Raw genomic sequence first — 16,185 nt, 5'->3', positions numbered from 1 at the left:
TTCCTGCTTATATTGTAAAATTATTGTCCGACAAATTAGCACCTTGTTCGACACTACGGCAAAACCACAATGTTCGTGGCCACCACCCGCTCCCGGCCGTCCGAGGGGCGGTTCAGGATCTGGTTGCCGAACACGAACACGCTCGATCCGCCGCCGTCCAGGTTGTAGGCGTCGATCACTCCGAACTTGATCAGCGTCACCTGCAGGTCCTCCAGAGTCACCCCGCTGCTCCAGTCGGCCTGCCGCCCGTCGACCACGATCATGATCAGGTCGCCGTTGGCGTACTCGCCCAGGATAGTGCGCGGCTGCCGCTGGTTCCGCCACTTCTCCGGGATCGGCACCGGCTGGCGGTCTTTGATCAGGATCGGCACGAAGCTGACCCCCTGCCTGGCGCCTGTACCCAGCAAGGCCGTGCGGTCGTTGAAGATTCCGCCCACGAGCCGCCCCCGGCCGTCAAAGCCAGCGAAAAACAGGTCTTCGCGTGGCGGCTGGAAGCCCCCGACCAGTTTTCCGTCCACCATCGTGTTCCCAATGGGCAGGGTGTGCATCAGCCCGTCAACCGGAGCCCGGTAGAAACCGCCCCCGTTCACCCCCAAGACCGCCCCGGTGCGCCGGACGGCCTCACTGGTGGTTTCACCCGGCCCCTCCCGGTACGTCACCCGGAGCACACCCGGGTCGAAGGGCTTGACCTTGGCGATGTAGCCGCGGTACCCGATCCCCTTTAGTTCAAAAATCTTGACCTCCACCCGCGCCGAACGGTGTACGCGGACCGGCGGCCCCAGCTTGTCCAGGATGTGCTGCTCATAGATGTCGTCGGAAAGCTGCTTGTGCTCGGCGCTTTTGGCGGCCAGGGTCCTGAGGAGTTCCTGCTGCTCCTCGTAGCGCTGCTGCTGTTCCTCCAGGGATTCGTGAACGGAGCCGACCGTGTAGCGTAGCTGGTACACCCCGTCCGCCAATAGCCCCACGGCCGGCTGAAGCTCGGCAACCGGCAGCTCCAGGCCCTGCGCCCCCCGGCTGAAGGAAGAAACGGCAATCAACACCCCGATCAGGGGCGCTGCGAGAAAGAAGAAGAACAGGTTAACGCGGCGCATCAGGCGACTTCCTCAAGATGTTCAGGCTCTCTTCCAACCGTCCCAACTGACGGTCGAGTTCGCTGATCCTCTGGTTCAGGGCCTCCCGGGTCTGATCGGACCGCGCCAGCACCTGGTCGGTATCGGCCAGCGTCTCCTTAACCTCTGCAACCTCAAGCTGAATGGCGTCCAGCCGCTCGGCCAGGGATTGCACGTGCAGAGCGTTGCTCTCCTGGACCGTGCGGATGGAAGTGTCGATGTAGTCGGTAGCATAGTAGTAGGCGCCGTACAACAGCCCACCCCACACGGCCAATGAACCGGCCACCAGCCCGAGTTGTCTCCAGAACGGGTTGAGCCTTCTTCTCTTCCGGGAGGGCCTGTCCGGCGGCATACCCTCAGTTGACTTCGGGAATTCCAAAGATTATCCCGCCTTTCTTGCTATACCTTACCTCATATGTTAATAGACGTCCAGACGGAGGAATTGGTTGCAGACCCTGTTGAAAAAGCGCCACCCGGTGATCGTAAGGATTAGTGCGCGGCCGAATGCGCCCCTGCAGCCGGCGAGATTCTTTTCACGAAGAAGGACAAGCTGTGTTAAACTACTGGAAACAGGCAAGGGGAAAGCCAAGGGGGGTGATCCGCGCCCGTGAAAAAAGTCATCCAGACCCCGGTCGACTTCTACGACCGGATTGTTCCCGTATACGATCTGGTCGCCAGTCACAACATCAAACCGTACCGCCAGATTGTAAAGCGGCTGAAAATCAGCCCCGGTAGGTCGGCCCTGGAGGTGGGGTGCGGCACCGGGAACCTGACCGTCTCCCTCGCCGCGGCAATGGCCCGGGTGATGTCCATTGACTTCTCTTCCCGGATGCTGGAACGGGCCGCCGGGAAGATAGCTCGGCGCGGTTTCAAGAACGTGACCTTCCGGCAGATGAACGCTTTTGACCTCACCCCGGAGGACCACGGCACCTTCGACTACTGCTTCGCCGCTTTCCTGCTGCACGTATTCGCCCCCGCCGACCGTCTCCTGCTGCTGTCCAGGGTCGGCCGGCTGGCTACGGAGCGGGTGGTGGTCATCGACTACGCCCCCGGGCGGTACCGGCTGCGCTACGCCTTGGTTGAGTGGCTCGAAAAAAGCCACTACAAGGAGTTCCTGCAGGCCGATCTCTCGGCCCAAGCCGAAACGGCCGGCCTTCAACTGATCGGCTATTTTGAACAGGGTGATTTCGGATGCTGGGAGTTCAGCCCGCCCGCTTCTGGAAAATCAGAATGAATTCGTGTACCTTGTTGACGCGGAAGACGTGGGGATAACCGAGGGGGCGCAGGTTGTTGTACTCGGCGCGCCGGTCCCAGATAATGATGTCGTCCAGGGTGAGTCCGGTGTCCCGGAGCCTGGCGGTCAGGTCCATGTGCAACGGGAAAAAGTCGTCTTTCTTCCGGATGTCCATCACCACCACCACGCAGTAGGCTCCCGTGACCATTGTCTCCCGCACCCCCGCGAAGACAACCTGCAGGGCGTCCAAAAACTCGCCGTAGTCCTTGATCCGGCCCAGGTCGTCCGGGTCGCTCCCGTAGTTCCGGATGGTTTTGCCGTCGGCGGTGCGCCGCTGGTTCAGAATGTCCCAGTACGGCGGAGACGTCACGCACAGCCCCACGGAGGCCGGGGCCACGTAGTTGAGGAGCCGCCGGCTGTCGTCCTGAATGATCCGCGGGTAGTGCGGCACGCCCGGTTCGGCTCCCAGTGCCGCCAGCCGCTGGCGCGCGATGTCGATGTATCCGGCGGAGAGTTCGAACCCCACAGACGCGAGACCGTGGCGGTAGGCCGAATACAACGTGCTGCCGCTGCCCATGAAGGGGTCGAGCACCAGGCCGCCCCCTTTGCGGCCGAAGATTTCCACCAGGCGGTCGGTGAGCCGGGACGGGAACATCGCCGGGTGGTTGTAGCCGCGCTCCTCCCGGTCCTTGAGCACGTCGTCCCAGATGCTGATGGAGTACCGCAGCCAGGTCTTGCCGTCCATTGATCCAGCCTTTCATAATTTGGAGACAGAACGTTGGTTTCCGCTTATTTTTTCAATAGACCACTTGCATTGTCCTGCCGGCCGCGCTAGAATTGACAAAATGGTATACCATTTTGTACGTATTTGTACGTAGGAAACGGGGGTGTAAGGCGTGGTTGAAGACCAGCACCACCCGGCTGCCGGGACGGAAAGCGCCGATCAGGTGCGGGACCGGGTTTACGAGAACCTGCGCCGGGCCTTGCTTGAAGGCCGGTATGCGCCCGGGGACCGGCTGGTGGAGCGGAAACTCGCCGCCGAGCTCGGGGTCAGCCGAACTCCGGTAAGGGAAGCTCTGCGAGCGTTGGAACAGGAGGGTTTGGTATACCATATGCCCCACAGCGGAGCGGTGGTAGCCCGGCTGGACAGCCAAGAAGTGCAAGAGATCTACCGCATCCGGGCCGTGCTGGAGGGTCTGGCCGCACGCATGGCCGCCGAGCGGATCAGCCCCGGCCGGCTGAAGCAGCTCGAGGCCCTGCTAGAACAGATCGAAGCCCTGGCGGACCGGGGGGACACGTGCCAACTGGAGAGTGTCCACCGGGAATTTAACCACGTAATCTATAAGGCGGCCGAAAGTCCCCGCCTGTACGATATGGTCACGTCCCTCGCGGACCATATCGATCTCTGCGTGCGGGTGGGTTACGCCCACCCCGGGCGCCTGGCCGAGGCCACTGATGAACACCGGCGGCTGGTGGCCGCCATCAGGCTCCGGGACGGTGACCTGGCCGAGCACGTCGCCCGCGAGCACGTCAACCGGTCCCGGCACGCCTACCTCCAGGAAGTGGCCCGGAACGCGACTAAAAGTCAGGAAAAGTAAAAAGGGGCCTGGCCCCTTTTTTGGGAGAGGAGAGTTGACTTGAGCGAAATACAGATACTGCTCATTTTTGTCGCCGGTATTGTGGCCGGGTTTGTGAATACCGTGGGCGGCGGCGGTTCCCTGATCTCGCTGCCGGTACTCATCTTCGCCGGGCTCCCCTCGGCGGTGGCCAACGGCACGAACCGCGTGGCGCTGATGGTTCAGAGCCTCGTGGCTGTCGGCTATTTCCGCCGGAAAGGTTTCTTCTATCCGAAGCTCAGCATTTTCCTGGGCGTGCCGGCGGTCCTGGGCTCCATCGTCGGGGCCCGGTTCGCCATCTCCCTTTCGGACGAGATGTTCAACCAGGTGTTGGCGATGGTGATGCTGCTGGTGATGGTGCTGATCATCGTGCGGCCGGAGAAATACTTCCTCAAAGCGGAAGTGGAAAACTTCACCCCGCTGCGCCTCGCGGCGGCCGCGCTCGCTTTCTTCGGGGTCGGCTTCTACGGCGGCTTCATCCAGGCCGGCGTCGGGTTCATCATCATCGCGGCCCTGGCGCTGATCACCGGCATGTCGCTGGTGAAGATCAACAGCCTGAAAGTGTTCGTCACGGCCATCTATATGCTCTCCTCGCTGCTGGTCTTTGTGCTGAGCGGCAAGGTGGACTGGATCCTCGGCCTCGCCCTGGCTGCTGGCAACGGGATCGGGGCCTACCTGGGCAGCGCGTTTGCCGTGCACAAGGGGGACAAATGGATCCGCGTGTTCTTGGTGGTTTCCGTGCTGGTGATGTCCGGCAAGCTCCTGGGCGTGCACAAATTGCTCGGTTTTTAGCACCGGGCCGCCGCCCTCTGTATTCTGTATTATAATTAGAGTGTCCTAAGACCTTTTCCACTGCATCGGAGGCGTTGATTATCAGAGTCGTGGACTTGCGGCAACCGCGCTGGTGGCCCTGGCCCACATCCCGGACCTGGCCGAATTGGCTAAACAGAAAAAACGGCAGGATTACCTTCTTGTGAGTGCACAGGAAAAAAATTGCACCAACAAATTTCCTTTGACCGTGCCAGTTCCGCTCACTATACAATAGGAGTTATTATTTTGCAGACTCTGGGAGGCAAAGACCGGACGTGAGCGCCGCGCCAACCGCCACCGGCGATTCCAACCCGACCGGAAGGGAAAGCTGGTCCGCCTATCTCGACTTGCTGGTGGTGTACGTCGTCTGGGGCAGCACCTACCTGGCCATCCGGGTGGCCGTGGGCGAAGGCGGCGGTTTTCCCCCTTTCATCATGGGGGCCATGCGCGTGCTGCTCGCCGGGGTTTTGCTGCTGCTCTGGGCCGGCCTGACCCGGAGCCGCCTCCGGCCGACAAAGGAAGAACTGCTCGTCCTCGCGGTCTCGGGCATCCTGCTTTGGACTGGGGGAAACGGGCTGGTAATGTGGGCCGAACAGCGGGCCGATTCCGCCTACGCCGCCCTTCTGGTCGGTTCAACGCCCATCTGGGTAGCCGTCATGATGGCCTTTCTGGACCGCAGACCGCCCTCCTGGCTCCTGGCCGGTTCACTGCTGATCGGCTTCGCCGGCCTCGTCCTGTTGACCGCCCCCGTACTGGCGACCGGTACGCGGGCCGACACCCTGGCCGTCATCGCCCTGCTGGCCGCACCGGTCAGTTGGGGGATCGGCTCCCTGATCCAGAACCGGAGACCGGTGGGCATGAGCGTCATCGCCAGTTCCGCCTACCAGCACCTCTTCGGCGGAGCCGGTTTTCTTGTGCTCGTCCTGATCTTCAACGAGCCGCTGCCGAACCCCACGCCCGCCGCCTGGTGGGCCTGGGGCTACCTCGTGGTTTTCGGGTCCCTTCTCGCCTTTACCTCGTTCGTGCGGGCCCTGCGCAGTTTGCCCACGAACATCGTCATGACCTACGCCTACGTGAACCCGGTCATCGCGATGATCCTGGGCCGGCTGATTCTGAACGAGGCGATCACCGCGTGGACCGTCGGGGGCGCGGCCCTGATCCTGCTCGGGGTCGCCGGAGTCTTCCGGGACCGCTACGTCAACGGCACGGCAACCGCGCCGCGCGCCCTCAAGGCAACCGGCCCGGCCCGGTGAAAGCCCCTCATTCCTCTATTTTCCCGATGACCTTGACGTCCACCCAGCGCCGGCCGAACTCCAGGGCTTCCGCCCTGGTTTCCATGTAGATGTCGATCCGGTTGCCCTTGATGTCCGCGCCGGTGTCCTCGGCCCGGAAGTATCCATACTTTTCGATGTAGACCAACGTTTTGTAGGGAATAACCAGGGGATCGACCGCGATGACCCCGATCCGCGGCCTGGTCATCGTCGCGGTGTAGCCGTCGCCGTTGCCGCAATCCGGGGTGTAGGCCGTGGCGAGCATCGCCAGCCACCGCCCCCCGCCCCGGGCGGCCGGTTCCGTCTCCAACCGCTCGGCCCGGGCTGACTGTTGGGTGGTGGTTTCCAGGAGCGGGCCCGGGTCGACTTCCTTGGAACGGTCCACCCGGTCGGGCATCCGGGGTACCCGGGGGTACCCGCCCGGGGTACCCGGGGGTACCCGCTTTAGCGGGTCAGCGGGTCGGGTCAGCGGGTCGGCGGGCGCTTCGGCCACCGCCATCACCATGGGTTCCGGCTGCCCGGCGGTACCCCCGAACCCGAAAAAGGCCGTGCCGCACACAAGCAGGAACACCACCGCCAGACCCGAGATCAATAACAGGCCACGGGCACCCCGGCTTGTTTTCACATCTTGCGCCGGCCGACCCGCTGACGCGGGTACCCCGTCGGTCAGCGATACCCTGGCACAGGTGTTCCTGTTCCGGGGGGTCAGCGTGTGCCATCCCGTGGAACTCAGAACCAACACCCACCCGTCAATAAAAGTTCCTCTGAATGCAATGTTTTACATTACACCCATTTATTGTAACTAAGTGGGGTTGGCTTGGCACTCGCCCGGAAACAGGAAAAAACCGGCATAGGACCGGCTGACGATGGTTATCAGGCCCGGGAGCTTCCGGTCGGCCTTTTACACCAGGCCAAGTTTAATACCTCCGCCATCCGGGCGGACCCGGAAAGCCGCACATACTTCGGAACCTTAAAGCCCAAGACCCGGGGGATGGACATTGGGCGCCGTGCTCGCAGGCACCGGAGCGGACCGTTGCCGAGCCGCGCTGAGGGAAAAGGCCCCGATCAGTAGTAGAGGGCTTTCAGCCAGAAGTCGTGGATGATGCTCTGGCCGTAAGTCGTCCCGGGAACCGCCCACCTGGCGTTCAGCCCCTGCCAGGTCGGAGCGCTCCCGCGCTGCACATAGACAAACCGGGGGCTCAGGAGGACCTTGCCAGGCGGCAGGGGGTCCGTGGTCGCGTAGGCGTACAGGTGCTGGATGTGCGCTTCGACCCCGGCTTGCGGGGTAGCAAATGTCGCCCCGTGGCGGCCCGCCTCGAGGCGAACCAGGGCCGGATCGGCCCCGTTCAGGGATTCCCCGCCGGTCAAGGCGGTGCCCGTCGCCCAGAGCCCGCAGAAGTTGTTCTGGTCCGGTTGCACGTCACCGCCGAATTGCCAGTAGCCGGTTTCCTTGGCCGCCTGGGCCAGGGCCAGGTCGCCGCGGACGCCGTACTCGGCGCCGATCCGCAGGTAGAGGTCCACCAGGTCCGGGAAGGGGACGAACTCCCGCCCCCACTGCTCAGTCCTCACGCGCTTCCGGGCTTCAGCCTCGAGCCAGGCGCGCAGCTGGTCGGCGGTCGCGATCGCCGGCCCAAGTATCGTGAGTTCGGCGGTGGCCCATTCGCGGCCGTCCGGGAGCCTGACCCGCGCATCGTACTTTCTGAGATCATCCAAGTCGCTCCGGAAGCGGTCCAGTTGGGCTTGGCTGAAGTTCTCTTCGTCCTTGTCCACGAGTTCTGCCGAGTTGATGAAGGTGCCATCCAGCAGGCGCAGGTTGGTCCGGTACTCGGCCAGTTCCTGCAGCAGGCCGACCCGCCGACCCGCTGACCCGCCAAAGCGGGTACCCCCGGGTGCCCCCGGGTACCCCGACGGCGAAGGCCTGGTTTCCCCGTACTCCTCCGGACCGCGGCTGGGCGGCGGGGCTTGGGGTTTGGACCGGATGGTCACCAAGCGCGTGGCACTGTTCCAGTCCACCTCACAGCCCAGCGCCTCGCCCACCGCCCGTAAGGGGACCACCGTCCGCCCCGCAGCGGTGATGAAGGGCTCGCCGTAGTCGGCGGAAAACTCCTTGATCTGCCCGTCCACCACGATCTGCACCCGCTGTCGGTCACCCGTCCGGCCGGGAAGCGCCGCCGCCGGGGTACCCGGGGGCACCCGCTTTAGCGGGTCAGCGGGTCGGCCCCGGGAGGTGATGACCACCTGCCTGGTTTCCCTGATCCACTCCACCTCACAGCCCAGGTTTTTACCGACCGCGCGCAGCGGTACGTACACCCGCCCGTCCTTGATGAAGGCCTGCTGATCATGGGCCGGGATGCTCAGGAGACTGGCGTTGATGACCACGCCGACATCATAGCTCAAGGCTGTGGCGCCGGCCGGCCCGGCCGGCGCCAGAAAAAGCATCAGGCACACAAGAACCGGAAGCAGGAGTGTGGCGGCGGACAAACGGTGGATAAGTCCTCATCCCTTTCCAAATTCGATTTCTCCCGCGCTAGTGCGACGGCATCCATAATCGTTGATTAACTGCAACTAAAGCACACTTCGCCGATAATACCGATTTTCCTGCCGCCGGGCCTACTCGCGCTGGTACACCACCATCCGCGGGTAAGGGATCTCGATGTTCTTCTCGTCAAACTCGGCCTTGATCATCGCTCGTAGCTTGCGGGCCACGTCAAACTGGGTCATGGGCTTACACTCGGCCATCACCCGCAAGACCACGCCCGAATCGCCAAGGGCCTGTACGCCCATGACCTTCGCCTCGCCGACGATGTCCTCGGTCTCCATCCTCAACCGGGCCAGCAGGGCTTCCAGCACCCGGGTGACCTCGTCGATCTTTTCCCCGTAGGCGACGCCGACATCGACCACCGCGGCGCTGTTCTCCTTGGAAAAGTTGGTGACCTGGGTGATGGTCCCGTTCGGGATGAAGTGTACTTCCCCCGTCCACTGTTTGATCCTGGTGACCCTCAAGCCCACCTCCTGCACCGTGCCGGTGAAGTTGCCGATCGAAACGTAGTCGCCGACGGCGTACTGGTCCTCCAGGATGATGAAAAGTCCGCTGATCACGTCCCGCACGAGATTCTGCGCCCCGAAGCCCACCGCCAGCCCGATAATGCCGGCGCCGGCCAGGACCGGACCCAGGTTGAAGCCCAACTGCGCGAGGATCATCAGTACCATCACGAAGTACACGACGTAGCCGACGACGTTGCCAAGCAACGCGCTGACCGTGCCAAGCCGCCTCTCATCCACCTTGACCAAGCCCTTGTCCCGCTGCTTGAGCAGCTTCTGGATGGCCTTGCGCGCCAACCGGACGATCAGGTGGGCGGCGACGATAATGACCAGCACCCGGGCCGTGACTTCGGCCGCCCGCAGCCAGAAGGCAACGTCCAAGAGATACGTCTGCACGCTTGCGTTCAGCTGTTCAAAGAAGGTCATTCCGTCCATCCTCTATTCCCCCTTCCGTAGCGCTCGTTATCGCCTCGCGGGCATCTTGGAAGATTCGTGCTCTTTTGTCTATCTTCGCACATTGCGCGTTTTTTCCTCTCTTTGCCTTAGTAAGAAGCCCCCGCGGCTGCCAAAATACTCGGGGGTGAGTCGATGAAAAGAGCATTGTACGTCCTGGCCGGACTGCTGGCCGGGCTGGCCATCCTCTTAGTTGCCGCCGGCCAGTTCAAGCCGTGGAATTATCATTTCCCGCCGGACAAACGTCCCCTCCCCAGGGCAGAGATCGTTTACCGCGACGGGGAAAACTTGGTGTTCGCCGGCTCCGGCGGCGTTACGGTGCGGAATCAGGCTGCGCGGACTGAGTTCCGCCTGCCGGTGAGCGCGGGTAAAATCCAGACCGTGCAAAGGCTGCACCACAAGACCGCGCAGGAGCTGCCCCTGCTGGGTTGGGCGGTGGTGGACGGACTAAAAGTCGTCACCGGCGGCGAGGTGTACCTGGTCCGCACCAAACCGGATGCCCGGCTGCTGGCCGTCTACCCGCGCCCGAAAAGCGGCGGGGACCGCATCATCATCAACAAGAGCGCCAACCGGCTTTACTTTTACCAGGGAGGCGAGTTGGCCGTCATCTACTCGGTGGCCACCGGCAAACGGCCGGAATACACTCCCGAAGGGACATTCACCGTTGTGAACAAGGTTTCCCTCCCCGGAGACAATGATTCCGACCCGCGGTTCGGGCTCCGCTGGCTGGGACTGGCGGTCCCCTGCGAAAAAGACCGGCGGAGAGAAAACGACCCGCGGGCACCGGGCGGCATCAAGTACGGCATTCACGGGACCAACGAGCCGGACTCGATCGGCACCCACGCGTCGGGAGGCTGCGTACGCTTGAGAAACGAAGACATCGTGGAGCTTTTTGAGCTGGTAACGGTCGGCACCACGGTGGACATCATCCCCTGAGGCTTACGGATGTACCTCTGTGGAACCGCCCCGGAAGGCGCAGGCCGCTGGCGGGAGTACTTGTCAACTTCAAGCCTGTCCGCTAAGATTATGTCACTGGTAAAATACGGTTTGGTTAACCCCGGCAAAGTCGGCCAGCCCCCGGCCGTAAGGTCAGCCGGCACCAAAGAGGGAGGAAAACCCTGGATCACGTCGAATACTACTGCCAACGAGTCCGTGATCCCCGAAGTTCAGAGGGATAGGGAGGCCTGCCGGTGATCAGGTTTTGGAAGACGCTTGAACCCTACGGCTTCATGAATACCGTTTCCGCCTACGGCTTTGAGCTGGACGGCCGTTTTTGGCCGACCGTGGAGCACTATTATCAAGCCAACAAGTTTGACGAGACCGCCGAAATCACTTACAGCAGCGGAAAAACCATCCCCCTTCGCGAGCACGTGCGCTGCCAGGCCACCGCCAAAATGGCCGCCATTGAAGGCGGACGGCGAGACCTGCCCCTGAGGGCCGATTGGGACGCGGTTCAGGAAGACGTGATGCTGAGGGCGCTCCGGGCGAAATTCACTCAGCATCCCGAACTGCGTGAAAAACTGCTCGCCACCGGTAACGAGGAGTTGGTGCACGATTCCCCCGACGACTACCACTGGGGAATCGGCAAACAAGGCACCGGGAAAAACCGGCTCGGAGTTTTGCTGATGCGCCTCCGGGATGAACTGCGGGCGGAAGAGACGGGCGGCGGCCGGTGAAACCGGAATGACACAAGCCATTTGCGATGTTCGGGAGAAAAGATAAATAGGCTGTTTTAGAGTTGCGGAAAAAACATTTTACCCCGGTCCAATCCGGATTTTATGCGGTTTGCAGGGATGGGTAACGGGCGGATCGGCAAAATTGACCCCAAGGGAGAAAAGCGGAGAAAAAGCGAAGGAGAATGAGAAATAAGAAGGGAAAACCCCCTTTTGTGGAGAATCCTTTTTGTAACCACCAAAAAAGAACCACGAAGGAGGTTTCCCTTATGGCCATTATACCACAACAGCGGCTTTTTGGGTGGCAGGAAATCGACGAACTCGGTGACTTGGAACGTTTTTTGCTTGTAGTGAACCACCTGCCCGATGAGCAGTTGATGCAAAAGCTGGAGAGAGAGCGTGGTAAGGGACGGGATGATTACCCGGTGCGGGCGGTTTGGAACTCCATCCTGGCCGGGATCGTATTTCAGCACGTGTCTGTGGAGAGCCTGCGGCGGGAACTCTGCCGGAACGGCCAGTTGCGGGAACTTTGCGGTTTTGATCCGGCCCGGGGCGAGGATGCCGTTCCGCCTTCTTACATATACAGCCGCATCTTGGTGAAACTGATGCGGCACGCCGACGAAGTGGAAAACATATTTACGCGGCTGGTGGATGAAATAAGAGTGCTGCTACCGGATTTCGGTCGAATTTTGGCCATAGACAGCAAAGCCGTCAGCAGTCTGGCCCGGGGCAAAAAGCGGGATGAAGAAGAGAAGGTCCAAAAGCCTGACGGGCGCCGGGACACCGATGCGGACTGGGGCCGGAAAACATACCGGGGGCGTAAGAAAGGCGGCACCCTATGGGAAAAAGTCGTGTGGTGGTTTGGCTACAAACTCCACCTTGTAGTTGACGCTGTTTATGAACTGCCGGTGGGATTTGCGGTGACAAAGGCATCGGCCAGCGACGTGAAAGAGGGACATATACTCATTGATCGGGTGGCGAAAGAGCATCCGGAGATTGTGGCCCGCTGCGAGGCATTGGCGGCGGACAAAGCCTTTGACGACATCAAGCTAAACGTGAAACTCTGGGACGAATACCGGATCAAGCCCGTGATTGACATCCGCAACACGTGGCGGGACGGCGAGGAGACGTGGCTTGTAACCGGTAAGGAGAACATCGTTTACGATTACCGTGGAACGGTTTATTGTTGCTGCCCCGAGACAAACAAACATCGCGAGATGGCCTTCGGGGGATTTGAGAAAGACCGGGAAACCTTGAAATACCGCTGTCCGGCCCGGCACTACGGAGTAGAGTGCCGGGGCATGGAACAATGTGCCGCAACCGGTGGGATACGTATTCCCCTGGTGGAAGACCGGCGGATCTTCACCCCGCTGGCGCGGTCCAGCTACAAGTGGAAAACACTCTACAAAAAGCGTACGGCGGTAGAAAGGGTAAATGCCCGCCTGGACGAGGCCTACGGATTTGAAAAGCATTTCATTCGGGGCTTGAAGAAGATGAAGCTACGTTGCGGGTTGGCCCTGATGGTGATGCTGGCGATGGCCGTGGGCCGACTGCGACAAAAACAAGGAATAGACTTAAGGAGCCTGGTGAAGGCGGCCTGACGGGGCTCAACCGGAAAACAGATTACCTGCCAAGAGACGCCCAGAGTGGCGCTGGGGTAAGTTTGCCCTTTGGCAGAGCGGCATAGTCTATATACTCCATTTACCCCAATATTAGGTTGCTAACTGTGTTTTGTGGCTTGGGGAACAGCCGGTGCCGGGTGTGGGCGTTGCCTTGTCGGGACCAAAAATGCTTACAACGCAAAACGCTGGACACAGGCTGGTCTAGACCGCGGGCGGCCGCATACATTGTGGTAGTATTGTGATCACCGGGAGGGTTTAAAGGTATGTACGATCAGGACCAGCTCGACACCGACCGGGAGCCGTCGGTACAATACGCCGGTTTCTGGGTCCGGGTGGCAGCCACGATTCTGGATGGCTTTATATTGGGTATTCCCATCACCATCTTCGTCTCCGCCCTGTTCGGCTGGGAGTGGTACACCGGCGGGGAGGCCTCCGGCCGGGCCGACTTCGTAAATCTGGTACTCTGGGTCGCCGTCACCACTGCCTTCTGGGTGAACTGGGACGGAAAGACGCCCGGGAAGAAGATCATGGGGATCAAGATCGTCACCTACCCCGGCCGGCGGGAATTCGGCTACGGGAAGGCGCTGCTGAGGTACCTGCTGGGCTATACGGTCAGCGCGCTCCTTCTCGGGCTGGGCTTTGTGCTGGTGGCCTTCCAGAAGGACAAGCGCGGCCTGCACGACCTCATCGCCGGAACCTGTGTGGTCTACGACCGGTAGCAGACACCACCTCGTCTGTCCCGGCGGCAATCCGGTGGTCTCGACGTCCACGATGCCGGCGATTCCAAGGTCCAGGTCAATCCCGCGGCCACCTTCAAAAACGTACGCGGCCACCTGGACATACGGGTTGGCCACCGGCTGCTGGCACCCAGCCCCGGTGAAAGAGGAAAACCGCCGCCGCCAGCACCAGGAGCGTTAGCGCCTGGCCCGCCGCAAACGAAAGGTAACGCGCCTGGGCGTAGACGCGCCCTTGTTCCACCTGAGCCCGCTCAAAATAGGAAAGTGTTTTAGACGATATTTCCGGGGGGAAAAGGCTGAAGAACGCTAGCAGCGCCAGTAGCATCAAGCTTACCAGAACCCCGCCCCAAAGCACCACCAAACCCTTACTCATTTCCAATCTCTACTCCATTCACGGAGACAGTATGCGCCGTATCAGGGATTCCTTAATATTTTCCACACCTTTCGACACCTCAAGAGTCCTCTGGGCGCGCTGGCAGGCGGTTGCCCAGGGGGCCATTTTCGTCCTGTTGACAAGTATCATCACAAAAGATATGTTTTTGATTAACTAGATATGGAATTGCGAGTTTTCCTAGAAAGGGCAAACCTGGCGAAAGCCAGGGACGCAAAGCTACGGGTCTAAAGCTTTCAGGCGAAAGCCAGGACCGCCGGGCCGCCACTGGGATTGTGGACTACCTTGGCGGTAGTCTTCTTGTTTTTTGGAGGGGGTGGTTTGAGTGTCCGGTCAAGACACGGAAAAGAAACTGAAGGCATTCCTAAAAAGCTTGTTTCATACCAAAGCCGAACCTGGAGTGAAGGTCCGGCCTGAAGGACCGGAAACGGTCGCCGGCCCTTCCTCTAAACCGGAAGCCGGTCGAAATCGATCACCCGTGCAGACCACCCACACTCCGGGCGGTACGGCCCCGGCAGAGGATTCTCCGCTGACCGACGGAGGTAACCACGGACTGGTGTGGATCGAAGGAGGTCGGGTACAGGTTCGGAACCCGGTTGGGGATGGGCGCCGGGCCCGGATCGGGGCCACAAACAAGCTGCAGTTATTGATAAACGGCCAACCGGTTACGGGGATGGCCCTGTTGGCAGAGGCCGACCAAATCGTAGTGGAACCCGTCGTGGAACATTTGGAACCGGAACTGCAGTTGGAGATCAGTCCGGACGGGTTGGAAGCTCATTTGACCATCAAGTGCGGTCGGGTCTTGGAGTACGTGCCCGCAGACCAGGGTCCCCAATTCAACCTGATGCTGGAGGCCGAAGCCCGGATTCGCGAGGTGATCCCGCCGACAAAAGAAATGGCGCTGGACTTAATCAACCGCAAAGGTGTGAGATTTGGAATCAACTATCCGTATCTCAAGGAGATATTCGATCAGCCGGTCGAGGGTAGCTATCTGGTGGCCCGGGGTAGGCCTCCCCGGCCGGGTGAACCGGATCGGGTGGAGTATTTTTTCGCTTTGAGCCCCTTTGTAGAAAAGGATGGTGATCGGGGAGAGCCGTTTGATTTTCGGGAAATCAGGCAACTGCAGTCGGTTGAAGCGGGTGACTGTCTGGCCGTGCTGAGGCGGGGTACACCGGGGGAACCTGGGAACACGGTACGGGGCGATGTGATCCTTCCCCCCAAGCAGGAAAGCATCGAACTCATAGCCGGTCCCGGAACCCGGTTACTTGACGAGGGACTGCGGGTGGTGGCGACCACCAGCGGGCTGCCGACGGCCAGGGTCAGCCGGAACAGGGTTGTCTTCAGTGTTCAGCCGGTTTTTGTCCATGAGGGTGACCTGACTCCCCAGGATCAGAACATCCGATTTCGGGGCAACGTGCACATCAAAGGGAACGTAGGCGAGGGGATGACTGTAGAGGCCGCCGAAAACGTGCTGGTTGCCGGCACAGTCAACCAAGCGAAGATTGCAGCGGTCGGTCACCTCCAAGTCGGAGGCAATGTTTTTGCCAGCAACCTGCAGGCCGGGTGTTCGTTATGCTGCTCGCTCCAAACAATCCGGCCCCAACTGGAGCAGATTACACAGAGCTTGGAACTGCTTATCCACCTAGCCCGCGAGCTGATGAAATCGCCGGTTTTTCAGGAAGTGAACGTCACCTTTAACTTGCTGGTACTCAATCTCATCGAAGTGAGATTTCCACGGTTGCGCGCCCAGGTTTACGATCTTTGCACTAGGATTCGCAAAACTGTGCCGGCCATGCCCGACGAATTGAAGGATCTTGTTAACCTGCTTGAAAGGAACTTTACCGGCGTGGTTCAGTTTGGAGATATCCAGGATCTGGAGGAGTTGTACCACAAGAGCAGTTTTATTTGCAGTTGTCTCGAAAACGAGACCACTTCCTGTGCCGACGCCAGTCTGCCCTATGCGGTGAACAGTCGGATTGAAGCGACAGGACGGGTGTTCATCTTCGGGAAAGGAATATACCACTGTACCGTCATCGCCGGGGGGACGTAGATATCAATCAGCGTTTTGCGTTGTAAGCATTTTTGGTCCCGACAAGGCAACGCCCACACCCGGCACCGGCTGTTCCCCAAGCCACAAAACACAGTTAGCAACCTAATATTGGGGTAAATGGAGTATATAGACTATGCCGCTCTGCCAAAGGGCAAACTTACCCCAGCGCCACTCTGG

16 protein-coding genes and 1 riboswitch are annotated in these 16,185 nt (G+C 60.7%); of the genes, 9 read left to right on the top strand and 7 right to left on the bottom strand.

Features of this window, described 5'->3' with window-relative positions:
• Positions 1 to 53: 53 nt before the first annotated feature.
• Together DAUD_RS02295 and DAUD_RS02290 are read right to left on the bottom strand one after the other, a co-directional pair.
• Positions 54 to 1,091 (bottom strand): phosphodiester glycosidase family protein, encoded by a 1,038-nt coding sequence (locus DAUD_RS02295; protein ID WP_012301580.1) that lies wholly within the window; start codon positions 1,089 to 1,091, stop codon positions 54 to 56.
• Positions 1,078 to 1,461, bottom strand: coding sequence for a hypothetical protein (locus DAUD_RS02290; RefSeq protein ID WP_166485071.1), 384 nt, complete (start codon positions 1,459 to 1,461; stop codon positions 1,078 to 1,080). The genes DAUD_RS02295 and DAUD_RS02290 overlap by 14 nt, the downstream gene beginning before the upstream one ends.
• A gap of 255 nt (positions 1,462 to 1,716) precedes the next feature.
• Here DAUD_RS02290 and DAUD_RS02285 point away from each other — a divergent pair, with 255 nt between their 5' ends.
• Entirely contained in the window at positions 1,717 to 2,343 is a 627-nt protein-coding gene (locus DAUD_RS02285) for a class I SAM-dependent methyltransferase (RefSeq protein WP_012301578.1), read from the top strand.
• On the opposite strand, the gene DAUD_RS02280 is transcribed toward DAUD_RS02285, so the two are convergent.
• Positions 2,312 to 3,088 (bottom strand): DNA methyltransferase, encoded by a 777-nt coding sequence (locus DAUD_RS02280; protein ID WP_012301577.1) that lies wholly within the window; start codon positions 3,086 to 3,088, stop codon positions 2,312 to 2,314. The genes DAUD_RS02285 and DAUD_RS02280 overlap by 32 nt on opposite strands.
• A gap of 151 nt (positions 3,089 to 3,239) precedes the next feature.
• Between DAUD_RS02280 and DAUD_RS02275 the strand changes: the two genes are divergently transcribed.
• The 3 genes from DAUD_RS02275 to DAUD_RS02265 all read left to right on the top strand — a co-directional run bounded on the left by DAUD_RS02275 (position 3,240) and on the right by DAUD_RS02265 (position 6,022).
• Entirely contained in the window at positions 3,240 to 3,941 is a 702-nt protein-coding gene (locus DAUD_RS02275) for a GntR family transcriptional regulator (RefSeq protein WP_012301576.1), read from the top strand.
• 39 nt (positions 3,942 to 3,980) lie between these two features.
• Positions 3,981 to 4,751 (top strand): sulfite exporter TauE/SafE family protein, encoded by a 771-nt coding sequence (locus DAUD_RS02270; protein WP_012301575.1) that lies wholly within the window; start codon positions 3,981 to 3,983, stop codon positions 4,749 to 4,751.
• A 293-nt stretch (positions 4,752 to 5,044) separates the two neighbouring features.
• Complete coding sequence (locus DAUD_RS02265) at positions 5,045 to 6,022, top strand: DMT family transporter (protein WP_012301574.1); 978 nt, start codon at positions 5,045 to 5,047, stop codon at positions 6,020 to 6,022.
• 7 nt (positions 6,023 to 6,029) lie between these two features.
• On the opposite strand, the gene DAUD_RS11425 is transcribed toward DAUD_RS02265, so the two are convergent.
• From DAUD_RS11425 to DAUD_RS02245, 3 genes are all read right to left on the bottom strand, one after another.
• A complete protein-coding gene (locus DAUD_RS11425; protein ID WP_012301573.1) occupies positions 6,030 to 6,779 on the bottom strand; it encodes a 3D domain-containing protein in 750 nt (249 codons plus the stop codon).
• Between the two features lie 326 nt (positions 6,780 to 7,105).
• On the bottom strand, positions 7,106 to 8,521 hold the full coding sequence (locus DAUD_RS02250) for a stalk domain-containing protein (protein ID WP_012301571.1): 1,416 nt from the start codon (positions 8,519 to 8,521) through the stop codon (positions 7,106 to 7,108).
• Between the two features lie 129 nt (positions 8,522 to 8,650).
• Positions 8,651 to 9,517: a mechanosensitive ion channel family protein gene (locus tag DAUD_RS02245; RefSeq protein ID WP_012301570.1), complete on the bottom strand. Its 867-nt coding sequence runs from the start codon at positions 9,515 to 9,517 to the stop codon at positions 8,651 to 8,653.
• 153 nt (positions 9,518 to 9,670) lie between these two features.
• Between DAUD_RS02245 and DAUD_RS02240 the strand changes: the two genes are divergently transcribed.
• From DAUD_RS02240 to DAUD_RS02225, 4 genes are all read left to right on the top strand, one after another.
• Positions 9,671 to 10,471 carry a L,D-transpeptidase gene (locus DAUD_RS02240; RefSeq protein ID WP_012301569.1) on the top strand — a complete coding sequence of 267 codons (801 nt, stop codon included), beginning with the start codon at positions 9,671 to 9,673 and terminating at the stop codon, positions 10,469 to 10,471.
• Between the two features lie 254 nt (positions 10,472 to 10,725).
• Complete coding sequence (locus tag DAUD_RS02235) at positions 10,726 to 11,211, top strand: NADAR family protein (protein WP_012301568.1); 486 nt, start codon at positions 10,726 to 10,728, stop codon at positions 11,209 to 11,211.
• A 266-nt stretch (positions 11,212 to 11,477) separates the two neighbouring features.
• Positions 11,478 to 12,809 carry a transposase gene (locus tag DAUD_RS02230; protein ID WP_012301369.1) on the top strand — a complete coding sequence of 444 codons (1,332 nt, stop codon included), beginning with the start codon at positions 11,478 to 11,480 and terminating at the stop codon, positions 12,807 to 12,809.
• Positions 12,810 to 13,093: 284 nt separating this feature from the next.
• Positions 13,094 to 13,549 carry an RDD family protein gene (locus DAUD_RS02225; protein WP_012301567.1) on the top strand — a complete coding sequence of 152 codons (456 nt, stop codon included), beginning with the start codon at positions 13,094 to 13,096 and terminating at the stop codon, positions 13,547 to 13,549.
• Positions 13,550 to 13,643: 94 nt separating this feature from the next.
• Here the strand turns inward: DAUD_RS02225 and DAUD_RS02220 are convergent, their stop codons facing one another.
• Entirely contained in the window at positions 13,644 to 13,940 is a 297-nt protein-coding gene (locus DAUD_RS02220) for a hypothetical protein (RefSeq protein ID WP_012301566.1), read from the bottom strand.
• Between the two features lie 196 nt (positions 13,941 to 14,136).
• A riboswitch (cyclic di-GMP riboswitch) is annotated at positions 14,137 to 14,227 on the top strand.
• A gap of 287 nt (positions 14,228 to 14,514) precedes the next feature.
• Here DAUD_RS02220 and DAUD_RS02215 point away from each other — a divergent pair.
• Positions 14,515 to 16,008, top strand: coding sequence for a FapA family protein (locus DAUD_RS02215; RefSeq protein WP_166485070.1), 1,494 nt, complete (start codon positions 14,515 to 14,517; stop codon positions 16,006 to 16,008).
• The last annotated feature ends 177 nt before the right edge of the window (positions 16,009 to 16,185 follow it).

The organism is Candidatus Desulforudis audaxviator MP104C, from assembly GCF_000018425.1.
Lineage (GTDB): Bacteria > Bacillota > Desulfotomaculia > Desulfotomaculales > Desulforudaceae > Desulforudis > Desulforudis audaxviator.
Note: the sequence above shows the minus strand (reverse complement) of the source record. Positions and strands in the feature narration are given on the sequence as shown.

What these genes read in the sequence shown, in the direction of transcription:
- DAUD_RS02245 (WP_012301570.1), bottom strand. Translation starts at nt 9,517, where the DNA reads ATGGACGGAATGACCTTCTTTGAACAGCTGAACGCAAGCGTGCAGACG.
- DAUD_RS02225 (WP_012301567.1), top strand. Translation starts at nt 13,094, where the DNA reads ATGTACGATCAGGACCAGCTCGACACCGACCGGGAGCCGTCGGTACAA.
- DAUD_RS02240 (WP_012301569.1), top strand. Translation starts at nt 9,671, where the DNA reads ATGAAAAGAGCATTGTACGTCCTGGCCGGACTGCTGGCCGGGCTGGCC.
- DAUD_RS02290 (WP_166485071.1), bottom strand. Translation starts at nt 1,461, where the DNA reads ATGCCGCCGGACAGGCCCTCCCGGAAGAGAAGAAGGCTCAACCCGTTC.
- DAUD_RS02230 (WP_012301369.1), top strand. Translation starts at nt 11,478, where the DNA reads ATGGCCATTATACCACAACAGCGGCTTTTTGGGTGGCAGGAAATCGAC.
- DAUD_RS02220 (WP_012301566.1), bottom strand. Translation starts at nt 13,940, where the DNA reads ATGAGTAAGGGTTTGGTGGTGCTTTGGGGCGGGGTTCTGGTAAGCTTG.
- DAUD_RS02280 (WP_012301577.1), bottom strand. Translation starts at nt 3,088, where the DNA reads ATGGACGGCAAGACCTGGCTGCGGTACTCCATCAGCATCTGGGACGAC.
- DAUD_RS02295 (WP_012301580.1), bottom strand. Translation starts at nt 1,091, where the DNA reads ATGCGCCGCGTTAACCTGTTCTTCTTCTTTCTCGCAGCGCCCCTGATC.